Origin of the sequence: Salinisphaera orenii subsp. halophila YIM 95161 (assembly GCF_003732545.1) — a bacterium.
GTDB lineage: Bacteria > Pseudomonadota > Gammaproteobacteria > Nevskiales > Salinisphaeraceae > Salinisphaera > Salinisphaera orenii_A.
Genome location: NZ_AYKF01000132.1, coordinates 40,776 through 62,104, shown reverse-complemented (window position 1 = coordinate 62,104; position 21,329 = coordinate 40,776). Strand labels below are relative to the sequence as shown.

The 21,329-nt window shown below is 67.6% G+C and carries 17 protein-coding genes; 4 read left to right on the top strand and 13 right to left on the bottom strand.

Annotated elements, in window-relative coordinates:
* Window positions 1-21 precede the first annotated feature (21 nt).
* Both SAHL_RS16090 and typA read right to left on the bottom strand, forming a co-directional pair.
* Entirely contained in the window at window positions 22-1,602 is a 1,581-nt protein-coding gene (locus SAHL_RS16090; protein ID WP_123592435.1) for a bifunctional GNAT family N-acetyltransferase/carbon-nitrogen hydrolase family protein, read from the bottom strand.
* 86 nt (window positions 1,603-1,688) lie between these two features.
* Window positions 1,689-3,524, bottom strand: a complete 1,836-nt coding sequence (gene typA / locus SAHL_RS16085) for a translational GTPase TypA (RefSeq protein ID WP_123592434.1) — start codon at window positions 3,522-3,524, stop codon at window positions 1,689-1,691.
* A 141-nt stretch (window positions 3,525-3,665) separates the two neighbouring features.
* Between typA and SAHL_RS16080 the strand changes: the two genes are divergently transcribed.
* On the top strand, window positions 3,666-4,877 hold the full coding sequence (locus SAHL_RS16080) for an MFS transporter (RefSeq protein WP_123592433.1): 1,212 nt from the start codon (window positions 3,666-3,668) through the stop codon (window positions 4,875-4,877).
* An 11-nt stretch (window positions 4,878-4,888) separates the two neighbouring features.
* Here SAHL_RS16080 and SAHL_RS16075 read toward each other — a convergent pair whose 3' ends face one another.
* Window positions 4,889-6,199, bottom strand: a complete 1,311-nt coding sequence (locus tag SAHL_RS16075; RefSeq protein WP_221178004.1) for an Nramp family divalent metal transporter — start codon at window positions 6,197-6,199, stop codon at window positions 4,889-4,891.
* A 214-nt stretch (window positions 6,200-6,413) separates the two neighbouring features.
* Between SAHL_RS16075 and SAHL_RS16070 the strand changes: the two genes are divergently transcribed.
* The gene (locus SAHL_RS16070) at window positions 6,414-8,363 is read left to right on the top strand and encodes a metallophosphoesterase family protein (protein ID WP_123592482.1); all 1,950 of its coding nucleotides are present in this window, start codon (window positions 6,414-6,416) and stop codon (window positions 8,361-8,363) included.
* 137 nt (window positions 8,364-8,500) lie between these two features.
* A complete protein-coding gene (locus tag SAHL_RS16065; RefSeq protein WP_184947779.1) occupies window positions 8,501-8,962 on the top strand; it encodes an EF-hand domain-containing protein in 462 nt (153 codons plus the stop codon).
* Window positions 8,963-9,130: 168 nt separating this feature from the next.
* On the opposite strand, the gene SAHL_RS16060 is transcribed toward SAHL_RS16065, so the two are convergent.
* The 3 genes from SAHL_RS16060 to SAHL_RS16050 form a co-directional block, all read right to left on the bottom strand.
* Window positions 9,131-9,598 (bottom strand): nuclear transport factor 2 family protein, encoded by a 468-nt coding sequence (locus SAHL_RS16060; RefSeq protein ID WP_123592431.1) that lies wholly within the window; start codon window positions 9,596-9,598, stop codon window positions 9,131-9,133.
* Window positions 9,599-9,796: 198 nt separating this feature from the next.
* Window positions 9,797-10,840 carry an alpha/beta hydrolase gene (locus tag SAHL_RS16055; RefSeq protein WP_123592430.1) on the bottom strand — a complete coding sequence of 348 codons (1,044 nt, stop codon included), beginning with the start codon at window positions 10,838-10,840 and terminating at the stop codon, window positions 9,797-9,799.
* Window positions 10,841-11,190: 350 nt separating this feature from the next.
* Window positions 11,191-11,559: a putative quinol monooxygenase gene (locus SAHL_RS16050; RefSeq protein WP_123592429.1), complete on the bottom strand. Its 369-nt coding sequence runs from the start codon at window positions 11,557-11,559 to the stop codon at window positions 11,191-11,193.
* Window positions 11,560-11,740: 181 nt separating this feature from the next.
* Between SAHL_RS16050 and SAHL_RS16045 the strand changes: the two genes are divergently transcribed.
* Window positions 11,741-12,682 (top strand): GGDEF domain-containing protein, encoded by a 942-nt coding sequence (locus tag SAHL_RS16045; RefSeq protein WP_184947777.1) that lies wholly within the window; start codon window positions 11,741-11,743, stop codon window positions 12,680-12,682.
* A gap of 146 nt (window positions 12,683-12,828) precedes the next feature.
* Here the strand turns inward: SAHL_RS16045 and pip are convergent, their stop codons facing one another.
* The 7 genes from pip to SAHL_RS16010 all read right to left on the bottom strand — a co-directional run bounded on the left by pip (window position 12,829) and on the right by SAHL_RS16010 (window position 21,293).
* The gene (pip, locus tag SAHL_RS16040) at window positions 12,829-13,794 is read right to left on the bottom strand and encodes a prolyl aminopeptidase (protein ID WP_123592427.1); all 966 of its coding nucleotides are present in this window, start codon (window positions 13,792-13,794) and stop codon (window positions 12,829-12,831) included.
* A 55-nt stretch (window positions 13,795-13,849) separates the two neighbouring features.
* Window positions 13,850-15,097 carry a hypothetical protein gene (locus SAHL_RS17910; RefSeq protein WP_184947775.1) on the bottom strand — a complete coding sequence of 416 codons (1,248 nt, stop codon included), beginning with the start codon at window positions 15,095-15,097 and terminating at the stop codon, window positions 13,850-13,852.
* A gap of 71 nt (window positions 15,098-15,168) precedes the next feature.
* Entirely contained in the window at window positions 15,169-15,813 is a 645-nt protein-coding gene (locus tag SAHL_RS16030; protein ID WP_123592425.1) for a 3-oxoacid CoA-transferase subunit B, read from the bottom strand.
* Window positions 15,813-16,484 carry a 3-oxoacid CoA-transferase subunit A gene (locus SAHL_RS16025; protein ID WP_123592424.1) on the bottom strand — a complete coding sequence of 224 codons (672 nt, stop codon included), beginning with the start codon at window positions 16,482-16,484 and terminating at the stop codon, window positions 15,813-15,815. The genes SAHL_RS16030 and SAHL_RS16025 overlap by 1 nt, the downstream gene beginning before the upstream one ends.
* On the bottom strand, window positions 16,485-18,500 hold the full coding sequence (locus SAHL_RS16020) for a TRAP transporter permease (protein WP_123592423.1): 2,016 nt from the start codon (window positions 18,498-18,500) through the stop codon (window positions 16,485-16,487).
* A gap of 78 nt (window positions 18,501-18,578) precedes the next feature.
* Window positions 18,579-19,736, bottom strand: coding sequence for a TAXI family TRAP transporter solute-binding subunit (locus SAHL_RS16015; protein ID WP_123592422.1), 1,158 nt, complete (start codon window positions 19,734-19,736; stop codon window positions 18,579-18,581).
* A 738-nt stretch (window positions 19,737-20,474) separates the two neighbouring features.
* Complete coding sequence (locus SAHL_RS16010) at window positions 20,475-21,293, bottom strand: enoyl-CoA hydratase (RefSeq protein ID WP_123592421.1); 819 nt, start codon at window positions 21,291-21,293, stop codon at window positions 20,475-20,477.
* Window positions 21,294-21,329: the final 36 nt, after the last annotated feature.

The following is a 21,329-nucleotide window of genomic DNA, read 5'->3' as shown; positions in this document are numbered from 1 at the left end:
GCGGGGTGCGGGCCGGCCGCCTCAGCGGGCCTTGGCGCCCTTGACCGCCCGCCGGCGCGGCTTCCACTGCACATGGTAGAGGTCGTGCCGGCGATCGAGCATGTTCTGTACCGACCCCGTGGTGCGGGCGTCGGCGAGCACGTCGAGGCGCACGTCGGCGATCGCGACCATCTCCACGTTCGGGGTGGTGTCGGCGGCGATGCCGTCGCGGGCGAAGGCGAAGTCGCAGGGGGTGACGATCGCGGACTGGGCGTAGTGCAGGTCCATGGCGTGGACGCGCGGCAGGTTGCCGGTGTTGCCGGCGGTGGCGACGTAGATCTGGTTCTCCACCGCGCGGGCGTGGGCCGAATAGCGTACCCGCAGGTAGCCGTTGCGGTCCTCGGTGGAGAACGGCACGAATAGCATGTTGATGCCCTGGTCGACTAGATGCCGCGACAGCTCGGGAAACTCGCTGTCGTAGCAGACGAGCACGCCGATGGGGCCGCAGTCGGTCTCGATGGCGTTGAGCGAGTCGCCGCCCACGATGTTCCAGTAGTGGCGTTCGCCGGGCGTCGGGTGGATCTTGGGCTGCTGGTACTCGGAGCCGTCGCGCAGGTAGATGTAGCCGATGTTCTGCAGATCGTCGCCGACCCAGGTCGGGTGCGAGCCGGCGATGATGTTGATGTTGTACTTGACGGCCAGCGAGGCCATCAGCTCGCGGAACTCGTCCACGAAATCCGCCAGTCGCTGGATCGCGGCGCGGTGGCGCAGCTCCTCGTTCTTGATCGAGAGCAGCTGGACCGTGAACAACTCCGGAAACACCACGAAGTCGGCCTTGGCGTCGGCGGTCTCCTGAACGAAGTAGGTCACGATCTGGGCGAATTCGTCGAAGGAGTCGATCGCCCGCTGCATGTACTGCACGACCGCGATGCGCACGGTGGCCGGGCGCTGCAGGTGCACGTGCGAGTCGCCGGCGACGTCCTCGCGATACTTGTATTCGGGGTTGCGCCACAGCAGGTGCGCGCCGTAGCCCATGGAGGCCACGTCCGGCGGCAGGTAGTTGGGCATCACGCCGAGCAGCTCGTAGCCCTGGCCGAGCTGGAAGGACAGCACCGAGTCGCGGATCTGCTTGTCCTTGACCGCCTCGACGTAGGCCTCCGCGCTGCCAAACTGCTTGAAGCGCCGCCTGAGGCCCGGCAGACGGCCGGAGAACACGATGCCCTTGAGGCCGAGCTTGACGCAGAGCGCCTCGCGCTCCCGATACAGCCGCTGGCCGATGCGCAGGCCGCGATAGCCGGGATCGACGCAGATCTCGTAGCCGTAGAGATAGTCGCCGTCGGTGTCGTGGGTCGAGCCGTAGCCGTTGCCGGTGATCTTGGCCCAGGTATGCGGGCGCATGACCTGCTCCTCGGGCAGGCACAGCGTGGCGCAGTAGCCGACCACCGTGTCCTCGTAGACCGCGACGAGCTGGCCTTCGGGGAAGTTGTTGATCTGGCCGCGCAGTTCATCGTAGGTGTAATCGTCCAGATTCGGATAGGTGCGCTGGACGACGCGGTTGATCGCCGGAATGTCGGCGAGCCGAGCAGTACGGACGATCAGACGGGAACGGCTGTTGCGGGACATGGGCAAACCCCTCGATCGATCGGAACGGAAACGGCCGGCGACCGCCGACCCGTGAAGCCGGCGGCCGCCTCGCACAAGGCGGCGAGTCAGCCGTTGGCGCGGCCGGCCTTCTTGCGCTCGTGCTCCTTGAGCCAGCGCTTGCGCACGCGGACGGCGCTGGGCGTAACCTCGACCAGCTCATCGTCGTTGATGAACTCCAGGGCCTGTTCGAGCGTCATTCGCGTGGCCGGCGTGAGCTGGATGTTCTCGTCGGTCCCGGCGGCGCGCACGTTGGTGAGCTGCTTGGCCTTCTGGACGTTGACGGTCAGGTCGTTCTCGCGCGAGTGGATGCCCACGACCATACCTTCGTAGATCTCGTCGTTGGGGGCGATCATCATCTCGCCGCGGCCCTGCAGATTGAAGATCGCGAACGCCACGGCCTTGCCTGGGGCATTGGCGATCAGCACGCCCTTGTTGCGCTGGCCGATCGCGGCGTTGCCGATCTTGCCGTAGTGATCGAACACATGCGTGACGATGCCGGTGCCCGAGGTCAGGCTCATGAACTCAGTCTGGAAACCGATCAGCCCGCGCGAGGGGATGATGAATTCGATGCGCGTGCGGCCCTTGCCGTCCGGGACCAGGTTTTGCATCTGGCCGCGGCGTTGCTGGATATTTTCGATCACCGGGCCCTGATGATCGTCCTCGACGTCACACATCAACAACTCGTAGGGCTCCTGGAGTTCGCCATCGACTTCCCGGGTGACGACTTCCGGGCGCGACACGGACAGCTCATAGCCCTCGCGCCGCATCGTCTCGATCAGTACCGACAGATGCAACAGGCCGCGCCCGGACACCTTGAAACGGTCCGCGTCGCCGCCTTCCTCCACGCGCAGCGCGACGTTGGACTTGAGCTCCCGCTCCAGACGCTCCCGGATCTGGCGGGAGGTCAGATAATTGCCTTCCTTGCCGGCCATGGGCGACTTGTTGACCTCAAAGGTCATGCTCATGGTCGGCTCGTCCACCGTCAGGCGCGGCAGCGATTCCGGCTGCCGCGGATCGCAGAGCGTATCCGAGATGTCGAGGTCGTTCATGCCGGTGATGGCGACGATATCGCCGGCCCGGGCCTCGTCCACCTCGACGCGGTTCAGGCCGAGAAAGCCGAAAACGCTGGCCACGCGAGCGTTGCGAGTGCCGCCTTCGCGATCGACGATGGTGATGTTGGTGGCCGGCTTGATCATGCCGCGGGCGATCCGCCCGATGCCGATCTGGCCGACAAAGCTGTTGTAGTCCAGCGTGGTGATCTGCATCTGGAACGGCCCGTCCAGGTTTACCGGCGGTGCCGCCACGTTCTGGGTGATGGTCCGGAACAGCGGCAGCATGTCGCCATCGCGCACGTCCTCGTCCATGCCGGCATAGCCGCCGATCGCCGAGGTATAGACGACTGGGAAGTCGAGCTGATCCTCGGTCGCGCCGAGCGAATCGAACAGGTCGAAGGTTTCGTTGAGCACCCAGTCGGGGCGTGCACCATCGCGGTCGATCTTGTTGATGACCACGATCGGGTTCAGACCGAGCTCGAAGGCCTTGCCGGTGACGAACCGGGTCTGGGGCATCGGACCATCCACCGCATCGACCAACAGCAGCACCGAGTCGACCATCGACAGCACGCGCTCGACCTCGCCGCCGAAGTCGGCGTGGCCGGGGGTGTCGACGATATTGATGTGATAGACATCGTCGGCATCCGGGTCGCGCCACTCGATCGCCGTATTCTTGGAGGTGATCGTGATGCCGCGCTCTTTTTCCAGATCGTTGGAATCCATGATCCGGTCGGCGACGTCGTCGCGCGCCTCGAAGGTACCGGACTGGCGGAGCAGGCAGTCGACGAGCGTGGTCTTGCCGTGGTCGACGTGGGCGATGATCGCGATATTGCGAAGATTATCGATCATAAAGTGTGGGCCGCGGGGGTCGGAGGAAAACGCGCGCATTATCGGGCATAGATCGGCCCCCGGCCAGCCGTGTGCGGCATCGATTTTCAGAATCGGGTCGCGACGGGCCGCCCGCGAGCGGGTGCATGCGATAATTCGGCGATGAATGAGGCTTCACGCGACGGTACCGGTCTGGCCCGCGGCACACCGGGCGCGCGGCGTGCGCTGGTCGCGCTGTTCGCCGCCGGTTTCGCGACATTCTCGTCGCTGTACAGCGTACAGGCGCTGATGCCCCTGTTTTCGCAGACTTTCGGCGTCTCCCCGGCCGAGAGCAGCCTGTCGCTGTCGCTGACCACGGGCGTGCTCGCTCTGACGCTGTTCGTGGCCGGGCTGATGTCCGAGGCGATCGATCGCAAACGGATGATGGCCGCCTCCCTGCTGATCTCGGCCGGCCTGTCGATCGCGGCCGCGTTCTCGCCCGGATGGCATGCCCTGCTGGCCGCGCGCGCCCTCGAAGGGATCGCGCTCGGCGGCGTGCCGGCGCTGGCGATGGCCTATCTGTCGGAGGAGATGCGGGCCGGCGATCTCGGCTTCGCCATGGGCCTGTATATCGGCGGCAGCGCCTTCGGCGGGATGTCCGGGCGCGTGCTCGCCGGCGTGGTCGCCGATATCGGCGGCTGGCGCGCGTCGATGGCGATGATCGGCGGGCTGGGGCTGTTCTGTGCCGCGGTGTTCATCCTGCTGCTGCCGCCGTCGCGTCATTTCCGGGCCCGGCGCGGGCTCGCGCTGTCGGAGCACTTCGAGCCGATCGCCCGCCATCTGCGCCACCCGGCACTGCCGTGGCTGTTCGCCTGCGGCTTCATCCTCATGGGCGCGTTCGTCACGGTCTACAACTACATCGGCTATCGGCTGGCGGCGCCGCCGTTCGGGCTGAGCCAGAGCGCGATCGGCGCGATCTTCGTGGTCTATCTGCTGGGGATCGCGGCTTCGGCGCTGTTCGGGCGCCTGGCCGATCGCTACGGGCGTGCGCCCGTACTGGTGGCCGCGCTGTCGGTCATGAGCCTCGGCTTGCTGCTGATGCTGCCGGCGTCGCTGCCGTTCATCGTGGCGGGGATCGCTCTGGTCACCGTGGGCTTTTTCGCGGGCCACTCGGTGGCCAGCGGCTGGGTCGGTCCGCTCGCGGGAGCCGGCAAGGGCCAGGCCGCCGGGCTGTATCTGCTGGCCTATTACCTGGGATCGAGCATCGTCGGCGCGCTCGGCGGGGTGGTCTGGTCGCGCTACGGCTGGCCCGGCGTGGCAGCCATGGTCGGCACGCTCACGGCGCTGGGCATGCTGGCGACCATCCGCCTCGCACTGTGGCAGAGACGCGGCTGAGACTGGGCGCTTCAGATACCGAACAGCGTGCGGTAGAGCAGAAACACGTTCAGACCGATGATGAGGCCGGCTACGGTCCAGGCCGCGATTGACGTCGCGCGGCGATTGACGAGCGTGCCCATGAGTTCCCGATCCGAGCAGAAGATCAGCAGCGGAATCAGTGCGAACGGGATGCCGAAGGACAGCACGACCTGGCTCATGACCAGTGCCGTGGTCGCATCCACGCCGAGCGCCAGAATCAGCAGGGCCGGGCCCATGGTGATCAGCCGTCGCAGGAATATCGGGATGCGGCGGTTGATGTAGCCCTGCATCACGATCTGCCCGCTCATCGTGCCGACCGACGAGCTCGAGAAACCGCTGGCCAGCAGGCCGATGCCGAACAGCGTGGCCGCCAGCGAGCCGGACACGGCCTCCAGATGCGCGAAGGCGCCCTCGAGCGTGGAGACCGGCTCGACCGCGCCGAAGAACAGGCCCGCGGCCATCACCAGCATGGCGCCGTTGATGAGCCCGGCCAGGCCCATGGCGATGAGGATGTCGATCAGCTCGAAGTGGAAGATGAGGCGCCGCTGGGCAGCGTCGCGGCCCACGACGCGTCGCTGGGTCAGCGCCGAATGCAGATAGATGACGTGCGGCATGACCGTGGCGCCGAGAATGCCGGCGGCCAGCAACAGGCTGTCGGTGCCCGCCAGCCGCGGCACGAACAATCCGGTCAGCAGGTCGCCGCCGTCCGGGCGCGCGATCCAGACCTCGTAGGCAAACGCCGCGACGACGACACCGAGCAGGGCGGAGATACCGGCCTCCAGCGGGCGAAAGCCGCGGCGCTGGAGTTCCAGCAGCCCGAATGAGAACACCCCGGTGATCACCGCCGCCGGAAACAGCGGGATCCCGAACAGCAGATACAGGCCAAGCGCGCCGCCGATGAATTCGGCCAGATCGGTCGCGATCGCGATGATCTCGGCCTGGATCCACAGCCCGATCGTCACCGGTCTTGGAAAGCGTTCACGCGAGAGTTCCGGCAGATTGCGGCCGGTGGCGATGCCGAGCTTGGCCGACATGGACTGTATGAGCACCGCCATGAGATTCGACACGGCGACGACCCAGAGCAGCATGTAGCCGTAGCTGGAACCGGCCTGGATATTGGTGGCGAAGTTGCCGGGGTCGATATAGGCCACGGATGCGATGAAGGCCGGCCCGAGGAAGGGCAGGAATCGCCGCAGGCCGCGCTGTCGGCCGGCCAAAGCGGCTTCCGCGGCGCGCGCGGTGGCGTTCTCGCCGGGCAGCGGATCCACGGCGGCATCGGCGGCGGCACGTGACTGCGTCACGCCGGAACCGCTCTCGGGCAACGGCGATGTCGTGGTCGTTCGTATTGCATCAAGGGGTGGTGTTGGGTCCGGACGCGGCGGGCTCGAACGACAGTCTTCGGCTCGCGCATCAAAAATTAGCTAAGGCTTATTTTTGATGCGTTGACAGCCCGGGTCAAGCCGCATCGACGTCATGGGGCATGCCGGCGGCCGGCCGCCGACGTACAATCGCGCGATGATTGCCCCTACCGATGGCCTGCCCGCTGTTCTCGCGGGCCCGATAGTGCGCCGCGCCGAACCGGAGCGCGTCGTGTTGTGGCTCGTGACGAGCCGCGACATGCCGCTCACGCTGGCGCTGTATCCCGACGATGACGGTCGCGCCCAGGAGCCCGCCGCGCGCATACCGCTGGCCGCGGCCACCCGGGGCGTGCGCATCGGCAGGCACGCCTGGATTCAGCTGATCGATGTCGATCTGGCGGCACACGCGGTCCCGCCGCTGCCGGTCGACGTCCCCATCGGCTACGACCTCGAACTCGGCGCCGCGCGGACCTCGCTGGCCGCGGCCGAACCGGGGCTGTGCTATCCGGGCGAGCGGCGGCCGCGATTCGCCATCCGCCCCCGGCTGACGAACCTGCTGCACGGCTCCTGCCGGCGACCGCATCACGATTCCGGCGACGGCATGGCGCGCGCCGATCGCTGGCTCGGCGCGCAGCGCGATGATACCGCGGAGTGGCCTTCGGTGCTCCTGCTGACCGGGGATCAGATCTATGCCGACGACGTGGCCGGGCCGATGCTCCGGGCGATCCATGCCCTGATCGCACGGCTCGGTCTGTGGTCGGAGACGCTCGCCGGCGCGACCCTGCCGGACAGCGAAGCGCTGTACGCCTGCGAATACTGCTACTACCAGCGCGAGGAACTGCTGCCGATGGAAAAGACCACCCGCGACCTGCGGGACCGGTTCTTCGGCGGCACGCGCAAGCCCGTGTTCACTTCGGCTACGGCCGGCAATCACCTGATCACGTTGGCCGAAGTCCTGGCCATGTATCTGCTGTGCTGGTCGGACGCGCCGTGGCGAGGCCTGACCTTCACGCGTCCGGAACTCCAGGGCGACGAGAATGCGACCTACGATGCGGAACGGCCGGTCATCGAGCGCTTCGTGGCAGAACTGCCGGCCGCGCGCCGACTGATGGCGAATCTGCCGACCGCGATGATCTTCGACGATCACGACATCACCGACGACTGGAACCTCACCGGCGAGTGGATGGACAGCGCCTATGGCCACCCGTTCTCATGCCGGATCATCGGCAACGCGCTGATCGCCTATCTGCTCTGCCAGGGCTGGGGCAATCGCCCGGAGGCCTTCGACGACGGGGTGCTCGACCAGGTCGATCACTTCATCGCACGGCGCGACGGGGCCAGCCAGGACGCATTGATCGATCGGCTGCTGTCCTTTGACCAGTGGCACTTCACCCTCGACACCGAGCCCGCGGTCGTGGTGCTCGACACGCGCACGCGGCGGTGGCGGCGCCAGCGCCAGCCCACCCGACCCTCCGGGCTGATGGACTGGGAGGCCCTCAGCGAGATGCAGGGCCGGTTGCTCGGCCGCGATGCGGTGGTCATGGTCTCACCCGCCCCGATCTTCGGCGTGAAGCTGATCGAGAATATCCAGCGCGTGTTTACCTTTTTCGGCAAGCCGCTGATGGTGGATGCGGAGAACTGGATGGCCCACCGCGGCGCGGCGCATACGCTGCTCAACATCTTTCGTCACCGGGGCACGCCGCGCACGTTCACGATCCTGTCCGGCGATGTGCACTATTCGTTTGTTTACGACGTCACGCTGCGATTCTCTGCGATGCGCCAGCGCATCTGGCAGATCACGAGTTCCGGCGTCAAGAACGAGTTTCCGCGCACGCTGCTGGACTGGTTCGATCGCCTCAACCGCTGGCTGTATGCGCCGTATTCGCCGCTGAACTGGTTCACCAAGCGTCGCCGCATGCGCATCGTGCCGAGACGGCCTTCACCGGCCGAGCGCGGCGAGCGGCTCGTCAACGGCTCGGGCATCGGGCACGTGCGCTTCGACGCCGCCGGCCGGCCGGTCGCGATCACCGAGCTTCGCGCGGATGCCCCCGACGTGGTCTTCGATTATCCCGACTCGGAGGACGAGAACGGCCACGGCCGATTCTGAAGACGCGGCGGCGGGGTGGGATGCGCCCGGTGCCGGATCGCGCTTTTTCGGCCGTTTCAAGCGAACGCAGCCGCATCGACGCTGCCCAAGACCCGAGTGCGGCGTCGGCCGCGATCATGCAGACACGGGATCAAGCAATGAACACGAATGCGTCTCCGACCGGATATGTCATCGGCGCGCTGCTCCTTGCCGGCCTGGCCGGTACCGCTGCAGCGCAGGGGCCGCGCGGCGGCATCGACGCGCTGGATGCCAACGACGATGGCGTCATCAGCCGCCAGGAGGCGATGGACGCCCAGGTCGCCTCGTTTCGCCGGATGGACACCGACGGCGACGGCACGATCACGCGCGAGGAGCTCGAGCCGGCCCAGGCGGCCATCGAGGGCGACACGTCGAGTCCCGCGGTCCGGCGCGCCCGCGAGGCCGCGCGCGAGCGCTGGATCGACAACCTCGACCGGGACGACAGCGGGGGCATATCGCTGGAGGAGTATCAGGCGGCGATGACGCCGTACTTCGATCAGCTGGATGCCGACGACAACGGCGAGATCGATCCGGAAGAGCTCCGTCAGGGCTACGGGCTCGAGGAACAGGGCGGCGGCTGAAGGCGTTCGTCCCGCCCCGATCGACGTTGCCCGGATCCGGTGGTCCTGGTGCGTCGGCGAGCCGCGTGAACACGACCGCGCTCCAGTCGATGCGCGCGGCGTCGAACGCAGGCGCCCGGCGTTCGGGGACGCGTCGTAGGCGGCGGCCGGACAGCCGATCGTGCTCGTTCAGAGCCCGAGCGCGCTCAGCGACGGGTGATCGTCGGGACGACGGCCCTGTGGCCAGAAGAACAGACGGTCGCTGGCCCTGATGGGCAGGTCGTTGATGCTCGCCAACCGTGTGTGCATCAGACCCTGTGCGTCGAACGCCCAGTTCTCGTTGCCGTAGGCCCGGTACCACTGGCCGCTGTCGTCATGCCATTCGTAGGCGAATCGGACGGCCAGTCGGTCGTCCCGATGGGCCCAGAGTTCCTTGATCAGGCGATAGTCGAGCTCGCGGCGCCACTTGCGCTGCAGAAAGGCGATGACCTCCGCACGGCCCTGCGGGAATTCGACCCGATTGCGCCAGCTGGTGTCCGGGGTGTACACGGCGGCGATCGCCTCGGGATCGCGGGTGTTCCAGGCATCCTCGGCCAGCCGCACCTTGCGCAGCGCGCTGGCCTCGTCGAAGGGTGGAATCGGGGGTTTGGTATCCATGGTCGCTCCATCGGCATGCCTGCTCCTTCCGGCGCGCGCGATGTGCCGCGTGGCCATCCGAAGATCGTTGGCTCGGGCTTTTCCGGAAGCCGGCGATCAGCCTGTCTTCGTGTCGCGCGGTACCCGTCAATATGCCATGCCGGCGCGATGCGGCGCTCGCAGCGAGGGGACGCCGTGGCGTGTCGATCCGCGTCGGCGTCAGCGCAGAGCCTCGGCTAGGACCTGCGCTGCGCGCGTTATCGCGGCGTCGGCCCCACGCACCGCGCCGGCGAAGTTGAGAAAACCGTGGATCATGCTCGGCAGCCGGCGGTGGGTCGCTTTCGTGCCGGCCGCGGCGAGGGCGGCGGCATAGGCTTCGCCCTCGTCACGCAGCGGATCGAAGCCGCCGGTGATGATGTGGGCCGGGGCCAGGTCGGCGAGCCGACCGTGAATCGGCGATACGCGCGGGTCGCCATTGTCCATCGACGCCGGTATGTAGTGTCCGTGGAACCAATCCATGGAGGCCTTCTCGAGCAGGAAGCCGCGCGCGAAGGTCCGCACCGACTCGCGGTCCTCGGCGAAGTCGACCGCCGGGTAGAACAGGAGCTGGAAGGCCGGGGCGATGTCGTCGTCGGCCGTCTGCTGGGCGACCACCGTCGCGAGATTGCCGCCGGCGCTGTCGCCGCCGACGGCCAGCCGTGTCGGATCGAGGCCGAGGCTGTCGGCGCGGTGGGCGATATCGCGGAATGCCGCCACCGCGTCCTCGACGGCGGCCGGTGCCGGATGCTCGGGGGCCAGGCGGTAGGCCACCGAGACCACCACGCAGCCCGCGCGCGCCGCAAGCGCCCGGCAGATGCCGTCGTGCGAGTCGAGCGAGCCGATCACGAAACCGCCGCCGTGGTAGAAGACGAGCGCCGGCGCCCGGGCGGGGGCACCGTCCGGGCGGTAGAGGCGACCGTCGATCGGGCCCGCGCCGCCCGAAAGGCGCACGGCGCGCGTCTGGATCGCCCCGACGGCCCTCGGCTCCAGCAGGCGGCACTGGGCGTCCATAACCCGGCGCTCGTGGGCCGGGTCGCGACCGCCGAGCGCCGCGTTGCCCTGCAGCCGCTGCAGGCGCAGCAGCAGCTGGGTCTGGACGTCGAGGGTCTGACCGTCGCGCACGATGGGCGTGCCGGCGAGCAGGCGCAGCATCGGCGCCGGCAGATTGAGCAGGCCGCGGGCGGCGGCGGCCTCGAGGCGCGGCGGCAGGGCGGGTGTCGGCATGGCGGGTGTCTTGACGATGGGTTGTCTGCGCGGTCTCCGATCACGCATCTGACCAGAGGTATTGTCAGAAGTCTACCGCATCATCACGCCGATCGTCCGTGTCGCCCCGGGCCCGTACGGCGCCGACCGTCGCGCGCCCGACGCCGTGTCACGAAGCCGAGCGCGGCCGAGCGCGGCCGAGCGCGGCCGAGCGCCGTTGCGGCGAGACTGCGCCGCCCATCGGCCCGACGGCCGTCGCCGGTAGGCCGGCCGGAGGCGAGCCGGCGGGCCGTTCGATGGCGACAACCGGCTCCTGACGCGTTGCGCCCGGCCAGTCGCGCCCCGCCGGGACGACCCACCGGGCGCCCGTGCTAGCTCGGCGGGTTACGAAAGCCTTCGGCCAGCTCGTAGAAGTCCACGTCGAGGCCGGACAAGGGTTCGCGCAGCCGATCCAGTTCGGCCTTGGGGCCGTGGACTTCCATGCGCACCAGGCGGGCGACGGTCTGGGCCTTGGCGAAGAGTTCGCCGACGTTGTCCAGATGGGCGAGCACGCCGTCGGCGTCGTCGTAGCCCTCGCGACAGGTCGCCGTGTTGCCGTCGAACAGAAAGCCGTAGTACAGGCATGCGGGTTCGTTGCGCGTCGCCTCGACGAACTGATCCACCAGGGTCTGGAACTCGTCCATGCGGTCCGCCGGCACTTCGAAATAGGGCGCGATGGAACAGCAGTTATCCTGTGACATGTTTCCTCCGGTCAGAATAGGGTGCGGGGCCGAGCTTATCCTGTCGCAGGCGACGGGTGCGATGCCGGTGCCGTGACTGCCGCTACGGCGGGTGACGCGGCGCGTCTAGGTAGTGGCCGGGATGGCGGCGAGCGGCACGACATGGTTTCATGGGCAGCCGATAGGCAAGGAACGCTACTGGATGATCAATCTCGAGCTGCTCAAGCAGGCTGTCATGGACTCGCGGGATGGCATCACCATCACCGACGCGCGCCGGAGCGACCTGCCGATCATCTTCGCCAATCCCGCCTTCGAGCGCATGACCGGCTACCCGCTGGACAGGCTGGTCGGCCATCCCTGCGGCATCATGCGGCCCGCCGAAGATGCGTCCGCGGATGCCGCACGCACGGTTCTCGACGACGGGGACGGCTGCGAAGCGACGTTCGCGAGCCGCCGGCGCGACGGCAGCCGTTTCTGGAACGAGGTCAGCATCTCGCCGATCTACGAGGCCGACGGGACCCTGACCCATTACATCGGCATCCACAAGGACGTGACCCAGCGCGTGCTGCTGGAACGTGAACTGCGTTCCAAGACGCGCGACCTGGCCACCGCCAACGCCGAACTGGAGAAGCTGGTGGCGCTCGATGCGCTGACGGGCATCTACAATCGGCGCCACTTCGATGAGCGGCTGGCCGTGCTCTGGGAGTTCGCCGCGCGCAACGCCGATCCGATCGCGCTCTTCTTCATCGACATCGACCACTTCAAGCACTACAACGACGCCTTCGGCCATCCCGCCGGCGATCGGGCGCTTGTGCAGGTGGCACAGCGCCTCGCGGAGATCTTCCAGCGCGGCTCCGACGTCCTGGCCCGCTACGGTGGCGAGGAATTCGTGGTGCTGGCCAGCGGCATGGCCCGCGAGCCGGCGGCGCGCTTCGCGCAGCGCCTGTGCGAGCGGATCGAGGCGCTCGAACTGCCGAACCCGGAAGCGCCCGGAGCGCGTCTGACCATCAGCGTCGGTCACGTCGTGGTCACCCCCAAGGCGGGGATGCGGCCGGCGGAAGCCGTAGAACGCGCCGACCGGGCGTTGTTCGAGGCCAAGACCAGCGGTCGCGGGCGGGCGGTCGGCGCGGTCGAGGTGGCCTGAGCGCCCCGGGGCGTTCGCTCCCGGTGTCTATACCGGATCGGACCGCGAATACGCGTCGGCCGGGCCCGGGTCACTCGCGATCCTCGGCTTCCCCTTTCGCGCCGCGGCCCGGATCGGCCCCCTGACCGCGCGCTGGCAAACGAAACTCAGTCGCGGGCGGCGAACCGGTCGGTCGCCTCGAGCAAGGCATGCCGGTTTGCGGGCTCGAAAGCCGAATGGCCGGCGGCGGGGCTGATCCGCAACTCCGCCTCCGGCCAGGCGCGATGCAGATCCCAGGCGTTGGCCAGCGGGCAGACCACGTCGTAGCGGCCGTGCACGATGACGGTCGGGATGTGGCGGATGCGGTCGATCTCCCGCAGCAGCTGATCGTCGTGTTCGAAGAAGCCGCCGTGCACGAAGTAGTGGCATTCGATGCGGGCGAAGGCCAGCGCGAAACGGCTGCCGGCGGTGGTCTCGAGATAGTCGCGGCTGGGCTGGAGATGGCTCGTCGCGCCTTCCCAGGTGGACCAGTGCCGGGCCGCCGCCATACGGACCTCCGGATCGTCGCTGGTCAGGCGCCGATAGTAGGCGCCGATCATGTCGCCGCGCTCGGCCGCGGGAATGTGATCGCGATAAGCTTCGAAGGCATCCGGGAACAGCGCGTTGGCGCCCTGTTGATAGAACCAGAGCATCTCGGCGCGGCGCAGCATGAAGATGCCGCGCAGCACGAGCTCGGTCACCCGCTGTGGGTGCGCTTCGGCGTAGGCGAGGGCGAGCGTCGAGCCCCAGGAACCGCCGAAGACCTGCCAGCGGTCGACGGCCAGATGCTGTCGCAGACGTTCGATGTCGGCGACCAGGTGCTGGGTCGTGTTGTCGACGAGGTCCGCATGTGGCGTCGAGCGTCCGCAGCCGCGCTGGTCGAACAGCACAATGCGATAGCGCTCGGGATCGAAGAAGCGTCGGCTTGCCGGGGCGCAACCGCCGCCCGGGCCGCCGTGCAGGAACACCACCGGCTTGCCGTCGGGACGCCCGCACTGCTCGTAGTAGAGCGTGTGGCGCTCGGACACGGCGAGACGGCCACTGTCGAAGGGCTCGATCTCCGGGTAGAGGGCACGAAACGTGTGATCGGTCATCAGGATGAGGCCATGGGATATCCGCTCAGGCTATCATCGCGGCCGGTACGGGCCGCTAACCGAAAAGCGCGATCACGGTCACGGCGGCGGCGAGCGTCGAGGCGAGCGTCAGGGCGCATAGCGACAGGTGCCCGCTCCAGGTTACCGACACCCGCCAGTTGTCGTAGCCGGTGAGCCGCTGGACGAGCAGGGCGTTCGCGGAATAGGGCGTGCCGGCGATGGTCAGCCCCCAGCCGGAGACCAGTGCGATGCCGAGACCGAGACCGGCCGCCGGCGGCCACAACCGGCCGGCGAGACCGCCGAGCAGCGTCACCAGCACCAGGGGATTGAGGCCGCAGAGCCCGCCGCCGAACAGCAGCCAGGGCGTGCCCAGCGCGATCAGCGGGAAGGACCACAGGGGCAGCGCGAAGTCGGCGCCGAGCCGGGTGGCGACGAACGCACTCAGGGTCGCGCCCAGAAATGCCGAACCGCCGATGATCGCCAGCTCGTTGCCGATGCCGCCCATGGCCGGCACGCGCTCGGCGCGCGGGGCGCCGAGCAGCCCGAGCGCGACCACTGCAAGGCAGCTGCAGGTGACCGCGCGGGCGTAGTCGAAGCCGGCGAGCTGGCGCAGCAGGCCCGTGCCCACACAGATCAGTCCGATGCAGCCGGCAAAGAACAGCCAGGATGCGGCCACCTGGCCGGCGGACCGGTCCGGCACCCGGCCCGCGTCGGATTCGGGCTCGCGAAACCAGGCGCCGAGGGACAGATAGGTTGCCGCCAGCGGAAAGGTCAGTGCGATCAGCGACGTGCCGTCGATGCCGGGAACCAGGGTCAGGGTGAGCACGACCGCGATCGACAGCGGCGAGCACAGTGACGCCGAACCAAAGCCCCTGAGCACGCCGCGGGCCGCGTTCCGTGTCCCGGCGGAGTCGCCGTGACGTTCGATCTCGCGGCCGATGAGCGTGCCGACGACGCTGACCGCGCCGAAGTTCAGCGGTACCGCCAGGAACAGACTGCCGAAGGTCACGCTGAGATAGCGCGTCAGCGCCCGTCCGGAGAACAGATGCTCCGAGATCACGCCCAGATGCCGCGAGCGGCCGAGCGTATGCGCGAGCAGCATGACGGCGATGATCAGGGCGGCCAGCCGGGTCAGCGTGCGGCCGCCGTCCACCAGCAGCGCGGGTGCGGCGAGCAGGCAGACCCCCGTGGTTGCGGCGGCGACCGCGAGGATGAACCGGGGGACGCGGTTCAGCGACGGCCAGGCGAGGGCCACATAGGCCAATACCGCCGGCGCGCCGACGAAGGCCGCCCCGTGGCCCACGCCGGCGACACCGGCGGCCAGCGCGATGTAGGCGAGCGCGCTGCGCAGCCGGGCGCTGTCGAGGTTCGCGTTCAGGCCGCCGGCGGCAGCAGCCGGGTGCCGGTCGCCGCTTGGACGTCTTCGAAGCTGTTGCCGTCGTGCAGTTCCACGACCTGCAGCCCCGCGTCGGTGACCTCGATCACGGCGAGATCGGTGTAGATCCGACGGACCACCCCGGTGCCGGTCAGCGGATAGCTGCACTCGTCGAGGATCTTGGGCTGGCCGTCCTTGGTGGTGTGCCGCATGAGCACGTACACCGCCTTCGCGCCCACCGACAGATCCATGGCGCCGCCCACGGCCGGCGGGTATTTCTCGTTGTCGGTCGCCCAGTTGGCCAGATCGCCGGCCGCGGAGACCTGGAAGCCGCCGAGCACAGCGATGTCCAGATGGCCGCCGCGCATCATGGCGAAGGATTCGGCCGTATCGAAGAAGCAGCCGCCCTTGATCAGGGTGACGTACTGCTTGGCCGCATTGATCAGATCCGGATCCTCGGTGCCCGGCGCCGGCGTGGGGCCGACGCCGAGGATGCCGTTCTCGCTGTGATAGATCACATCCCGGCCCTCGGGCACGAAATTGGCGACCATCACCGGCATGCCGATGCCGAGATTCACGTAGCTGCCGTCGGGAATGTCCTGGGCCAGCCGTTCGGCCATCTGTTCGGGTGTCAGGCGCTGCATCAGTTCATGCCCTCCTGTGCGACGACGCGGTTCACGAACACGCCGGGGGTGGCGACGCTTTCGGGGTTGAGATCGCCGAGCTCGACGAGATGCTCGACTTCGGCCACGGTGACCTCGGCGGCCATCGCCATCACCGGATTGAAGTTGCGGCCGGCGGTGTTGTAGGCGAGGTTGCCCCAGCGGTCGCCCTTGTGGGCGCGGACCAGGGCGAAATCCGCCGACAGCGGATGTTCGAGCACATAGCCGCGACCGTCGATCTCGCGGGTCTCCTTGCCTTCGGCCATCTTGGTGCCGTATCCGGTCGGCGTGAAGAAGCCGCCCAGGCCCGCGCCGGCCGCACGCATGCGCTCGGCGAAGGTCCCCTGCGGGATCAGCTCCAGTTCGATCGCGCCTTCCTCAAACAGGCGCTCGAACCAGATCGAACCCTGGGAACGCGGGTAGCTGCAGACCACCTTGCGCACCAGGCGATCGCGCAGCAGGGCGGCGATGCCTTCCTCGGCCACGCCGGCGTTGTTGGAGATGATGGTCAGATCGCCGGCGCCGTGCTGACGCAGGGCCTCGATCAGTTCGAACGGAATGCCCGAACTGCCGAAGCCGCCGATCATCACCGCGCTGCCCGGCGCGACGTCGGTCAGGGCCTCGCGCATGGAGGCGATACGCTTGTCTATCATTCAGATTCCCTCGTGGGTCGCGGGCTTGTCTTCGGCGGCCTGCTGTTCGGCCCGTTCGCGGGCATACCGCTGGGCCTCCTTCGAGCCCAGGCGGCCGCCCAGGGCGGCGTCGGCGATGTAGACGCCGACGATGATCGCAAGGCCGGCCAGGTCCGTCTGGCGCTCCGGATAGATGAGGGCCGCGGCCGCGACCAGCACGATCAGGCGCATGGCCGGGTTGATCGTGCCGACGCGGTAGAGATAGCCCTCGAGCGCGGAGGCCACCAGCCAGATCGCGGTGAGCGCGGTGGCCGCCGAGATGACGATATGGAGCAGGTCACCCTGCAGGATCAGCGACGGATTGGTCACGAACAGGAAGGGCAGCACGAACAGAATGCTGCCCAGACGCATGGCGTAGAGTCCCGTCCGCGAGGCCTTGGAGCCGGCCACGCCGGCCGCCGTGATCGCCGCCAGCGCCACCGGCGGGGGGATGTAGGACATCATGCCCCAGTACAGGATGAACAGATGGCTGGCCAGCGGATTCAGCCCGGCCTGTACCAGCGCCGGCGCCAGCAGGATCGACAGGAAGATGTAGCAGGCGCTGACCGTCATGCCCATGCCCAGCACGAAGCTGGTGATCGCGCCGGCGCCGAGCATCAGCGCGATGTTGCCGTCGGCATAGAGCAGCAGTTCGCGCGAGAACGCGCCGGCCACGCCGGTATAGGACAGCCCGCCGACGACCAGGCCGATGCCCGCGAGAATGGAGACCAGGCTGCCGACGCTGCTCGTCAGCGTCATGATCAGATACTGAAGCCGTGTCCAGTTCATCCGGTACTGGCGCTTGAACACCGAAATCACCAGCAGAACGACGGTCGCGTAATAGGGCGCGTAGGCGTCCAGGCGCATGACCAGCAGCATGTAGATGAGCATCGCCAGGCTGAACAGATACGGCCAGCCCGTCTTCAGCGTATCCAGCACCTTCGGAATCTGCGACTCCGGCATGCCGATGAGTCCGCGCCGGGCGGCGTAGGCGTCGACCTGGAACAGCAGCGCCATGTAGAACAGCAGGGCCGGCAGGAAGGCCGCGATCATCACCTCGGCGTAGGGTACGTTCAGAAACGAGGCCATGATGAAGGCCACCGCGCCCATCACGGGCGGCATGAGCGTGCCGCCGGTCGATGCACAGGCCTCGATCGCGCCGGCGTAGTGGGCCGGATAGCCGGCCTTTTTCATCGTCGGGATGGTGATCGGGCCGGTGGTCAGGATGTTCGAGATCACGCTGCCCGACAGGCTGCCCATGATCCCGCTGGAGACCACGGCCACCTTGGCCGGACCGCCGCGGCTGCGGCCCATGAGCGCAAGCGCGAAATCCATGAAGAAGTCGCCACCGCCGGTCACCGTGAGTGCGGCGCCGAAGACGACGAAGCCGATGATCAGGTTGGCCACCACCTGCATCGGAATGCCGATGACCGACTCCACACCCATGACGTGTGCGCGCAGCGTCTCGCCGAAGCCGTACTGCGTGCCCCACAGAAACCCGGGCATGTAATCCGCGAACAGCGGATAGCTGCCGAACAGAATCGCAACGAGCAGTAGCGGAATCCCGCCGCAGCGTCGCGTGCCCTCCAGGATCAGCGCCAGCAGGACGCCGGAGGCGATGGTGGCTTCGAGCGGTGCACTGAAATCCCAGCCCTCGCGGATGATCTCGAGGCCGTGATAGCCGAGATAGAGCGCGGGGATGATCGCCGCGATCGCCAGAACCCAGTCATACAGCGGCACGTGGTGCTTGGCGCCGGACCAGGCCGGATAGTAGAGGAAGGTGGCGGCGAGGAAGATGCCGATCAGGTAATAGAGAAACGAGTTGCCCAGCGGCTGAAAGCCGAACGGGCCGATATTGAACGTCTGGTTGATGGTCAGCAGCAGGCCGACGGTGCCCAGCAGCAGCACGATCCAGTAGGACACACCGGAAAGTCGACTGCCAGCTTCGCGCTCGGCTTCCATGTTCAGCTCGGTCGCCGAGGGGGTTTGGGTGCTCATGAAACCGGTCTCCGTTGCAAACGGGATAAGCGTCGGGCGCAGGTCTCCGCCTGCGCCCGACGGGCCACGGCGCTCGGTCTAGAGGGAGTCGAGTGCGTCCTGGCGGTGCTTCTGCCAGATCTCGGCGAAGGCGTCCTCGTCCTTGCCCTCGCCCTCAGCGACGGCCTCCTTCCAGGCCGATTTCAGCGCGTTGAGCCGGGCCAGACGCTGATCGTTCCAGGCCTGCATCTCGTCGGTCCAGATGCCCTTTTCCTCGAGATACTTGATCGCGCCCGGGTGGAACGGCGCGTCGATCGGCGGCGTGCCGGCGCGATCGAGGTCCCAGCGCTGCATCACCGAAGTGCCGTCCTTGTACATCGAATAGGTCTGGTCGAACGCCTTGAGGAAGTTGTAGACGAAGTCCTCGTCCGCGTCCGCCTGGACCACCAGCACCGGATAGCGATAGGCGAAGATGTCGACCGGATTGTCCTCGCTCAGGCCCGCGCCCGCGGTCTCGCGGTAGGGCTGGAGGAAGGGGGCGACCTTCTTCAGGCGGTCCCAGCCTTCGGTGTTGTCCGGATCGACCTCGAGCCAGCGGATGCCGCGCGGCGACTCCGCGAGCTCATAGACCTGGCTCGGCGTGGTCGTGGTGCAGGAGGCGTCGGCCTTGTCCTGGGCCAGAGAACTCATCGCCGCGTTGTAGGTCGGGAACATGCGCGCATCGACGTCGTCGCGGCTCAGGCCGGCGAAGGCGAGCAGCGCATCGCACTTCTCGTTGATCGAGGGGTTGCCTGCCACATAGGCGAAACGCTGGCCCTCGAGTTCCTCCATCGACGTGATGTCCGCATCGCGCGCGGTGAAGATACCGAACGAGGACGGCCGGCCGGCCATCGTGCGGAGGTCCTGCGGGCCCCATTTGCGCTGGCCGAAGTCGGCGACGCCTTCGGTCGCGAAGAAGGTCTCGGTCGCCAGGAACCCGACCTGGGCGCGATCGCGCAGCAGCGGCTGCAGCCGGCCGATCGCCGAGCCCGAGGGCTGGATGCGGATCCGGGTGCCGAACTCGCGGCCGAAGGCGTCGGCGATCGCGGACGCCTCGGCGTAGCCGGCGGAACCGACGTCATAGGACGACCAGGTCATGGTGCCGGGCAGGTCGGGCTTGCTGTCCTCGTCGGCGACGGCCTGCGTCATCGGCGCGAGCGCAAGGGCGCCGAGCACGAGCGAGGCGGACAGTGGACGCAGAAAGGAATCGATGAGCATGGGCTGCTTGATCTCCGGTTTTATTGTAAAAGCGTCGTATTTGGCGGCCCGGTACGATTTCGATCCCGCGATGGGGAAACACGCTTTGGCCGGACCACCGGAAAGCGGCGTTCGCAAGCCTAAACGGCCGTCGTTCGAGCGTCAATATATTTATCGAGCACGATGGAATGCGGCTCTTGAAGGGTGAATTGTTTTTAAAAAACGGGAGAAATAACGAAGGACTGAACTTATTTCGTATTTGCCGTCGACGGCGGAATATTGAATCGACATGCGCCGCTGCGAGCGTACCCGAGACCGATGTTCGTATACAGAATACGAAGCCCTTGTCGCCGCGCCGAGTCCGGTGTACAAAAGGCTCGAGACATTGAGTTCGCTGTGAAAGTTGAGTAGCGTCGAGCCGCGAACAAAGAGGTGCTCAACTTCGCACAGATTCCACCGGGAGGTTCGCCGAAGCGGACTTGCCGGCCCGATAATGTCATTCGCACACTCGCCTGTGCCAATGGGCGAAAGATAGTATCGCTAAGCGGAATATATGTCGAGGTGTGCCATCCCTTGCCATGGAGTGGACGCTCCGATACGCGCCGCCGACGGCTCAGTGCGACACGCCTGCCGGCGCCGGCAGGGAATCGGCGCCGCTGCCACCGTGTCCCGTCGGGCTTCGGGCGTCTTAATCATGCGCCTCGAAGTGCGGGCTCATAGGGGGCGGGCAAGACGCCCACACCGAAGCGGACACCGCCCTCAGCGATCGCGCCAGTGCGGCGCGCGTTTCTCGAGGAAGGCGTCGATGCCTTCCCGTGCGTCGTGCGAGGACAGGTCGCAGGTGATGGCCTCGCTCGCATCGGCGTAGGCCTCGGCCAGGGGGCGCTCGATCTGGCGATGGAAGAGCGCCTTGCCGCGCCGAATGGCGTGACGGCTCTTGGCACAGATGCTGTCGGTGTAGCGGGCCACGCCCTCGTCGAGCGCGGCGTCGGTGACGACGGCGTTCACGAGGCCCCAGTCGCGTGCGGTCACGGCGTCGATGAAATCGCCGGTGACGAGCATCTCGAAGGCGCGCTTGGGCGCGATCGCACGGCTGAGCGCCACGGCCGGCGTCGAGCAGAACAGGCCGGCTCGGATACCGGAAACCGCGAACTGCGCCCGTTCGGCGGCGACCGCCAGATCGCAGCTGGCCACGAGCTGACAGCCGGCGGCGGTGGCCAGGCCCTGCACTCGTGCGATCACGGGCACGGGGTGAGCGACGATGCGCTGCATGAGCCCGCTGCAGCGGGCGAAGGTGGCCTCGTGGACGCGCCGGTCCTCGCTGGCGCGCAGTTCCCGGAGATCGTGGCCGGCACAGAACGCGGGCCCGTTCGCGGCGATCACCACGCAGCGGACCTCCGGGTTCTCGCCGCTGGCCAGGAGCGCGGCGTCGAGTTCGTCCAGCACCGCGTCGGACAGGGCGTTGTACTGCCGGGGTCGATTCAGTGTCAGGGTGCAGACACCGCGAGCGTCGACGCTCTGCAGCACCAAAGCGTCGGTGTCGTCGATTCGCGTGGGAGCGGTCTCGGATGGAGTCATCGGATTTAGCACCGAGCGATTTTCAGCCGATCATGC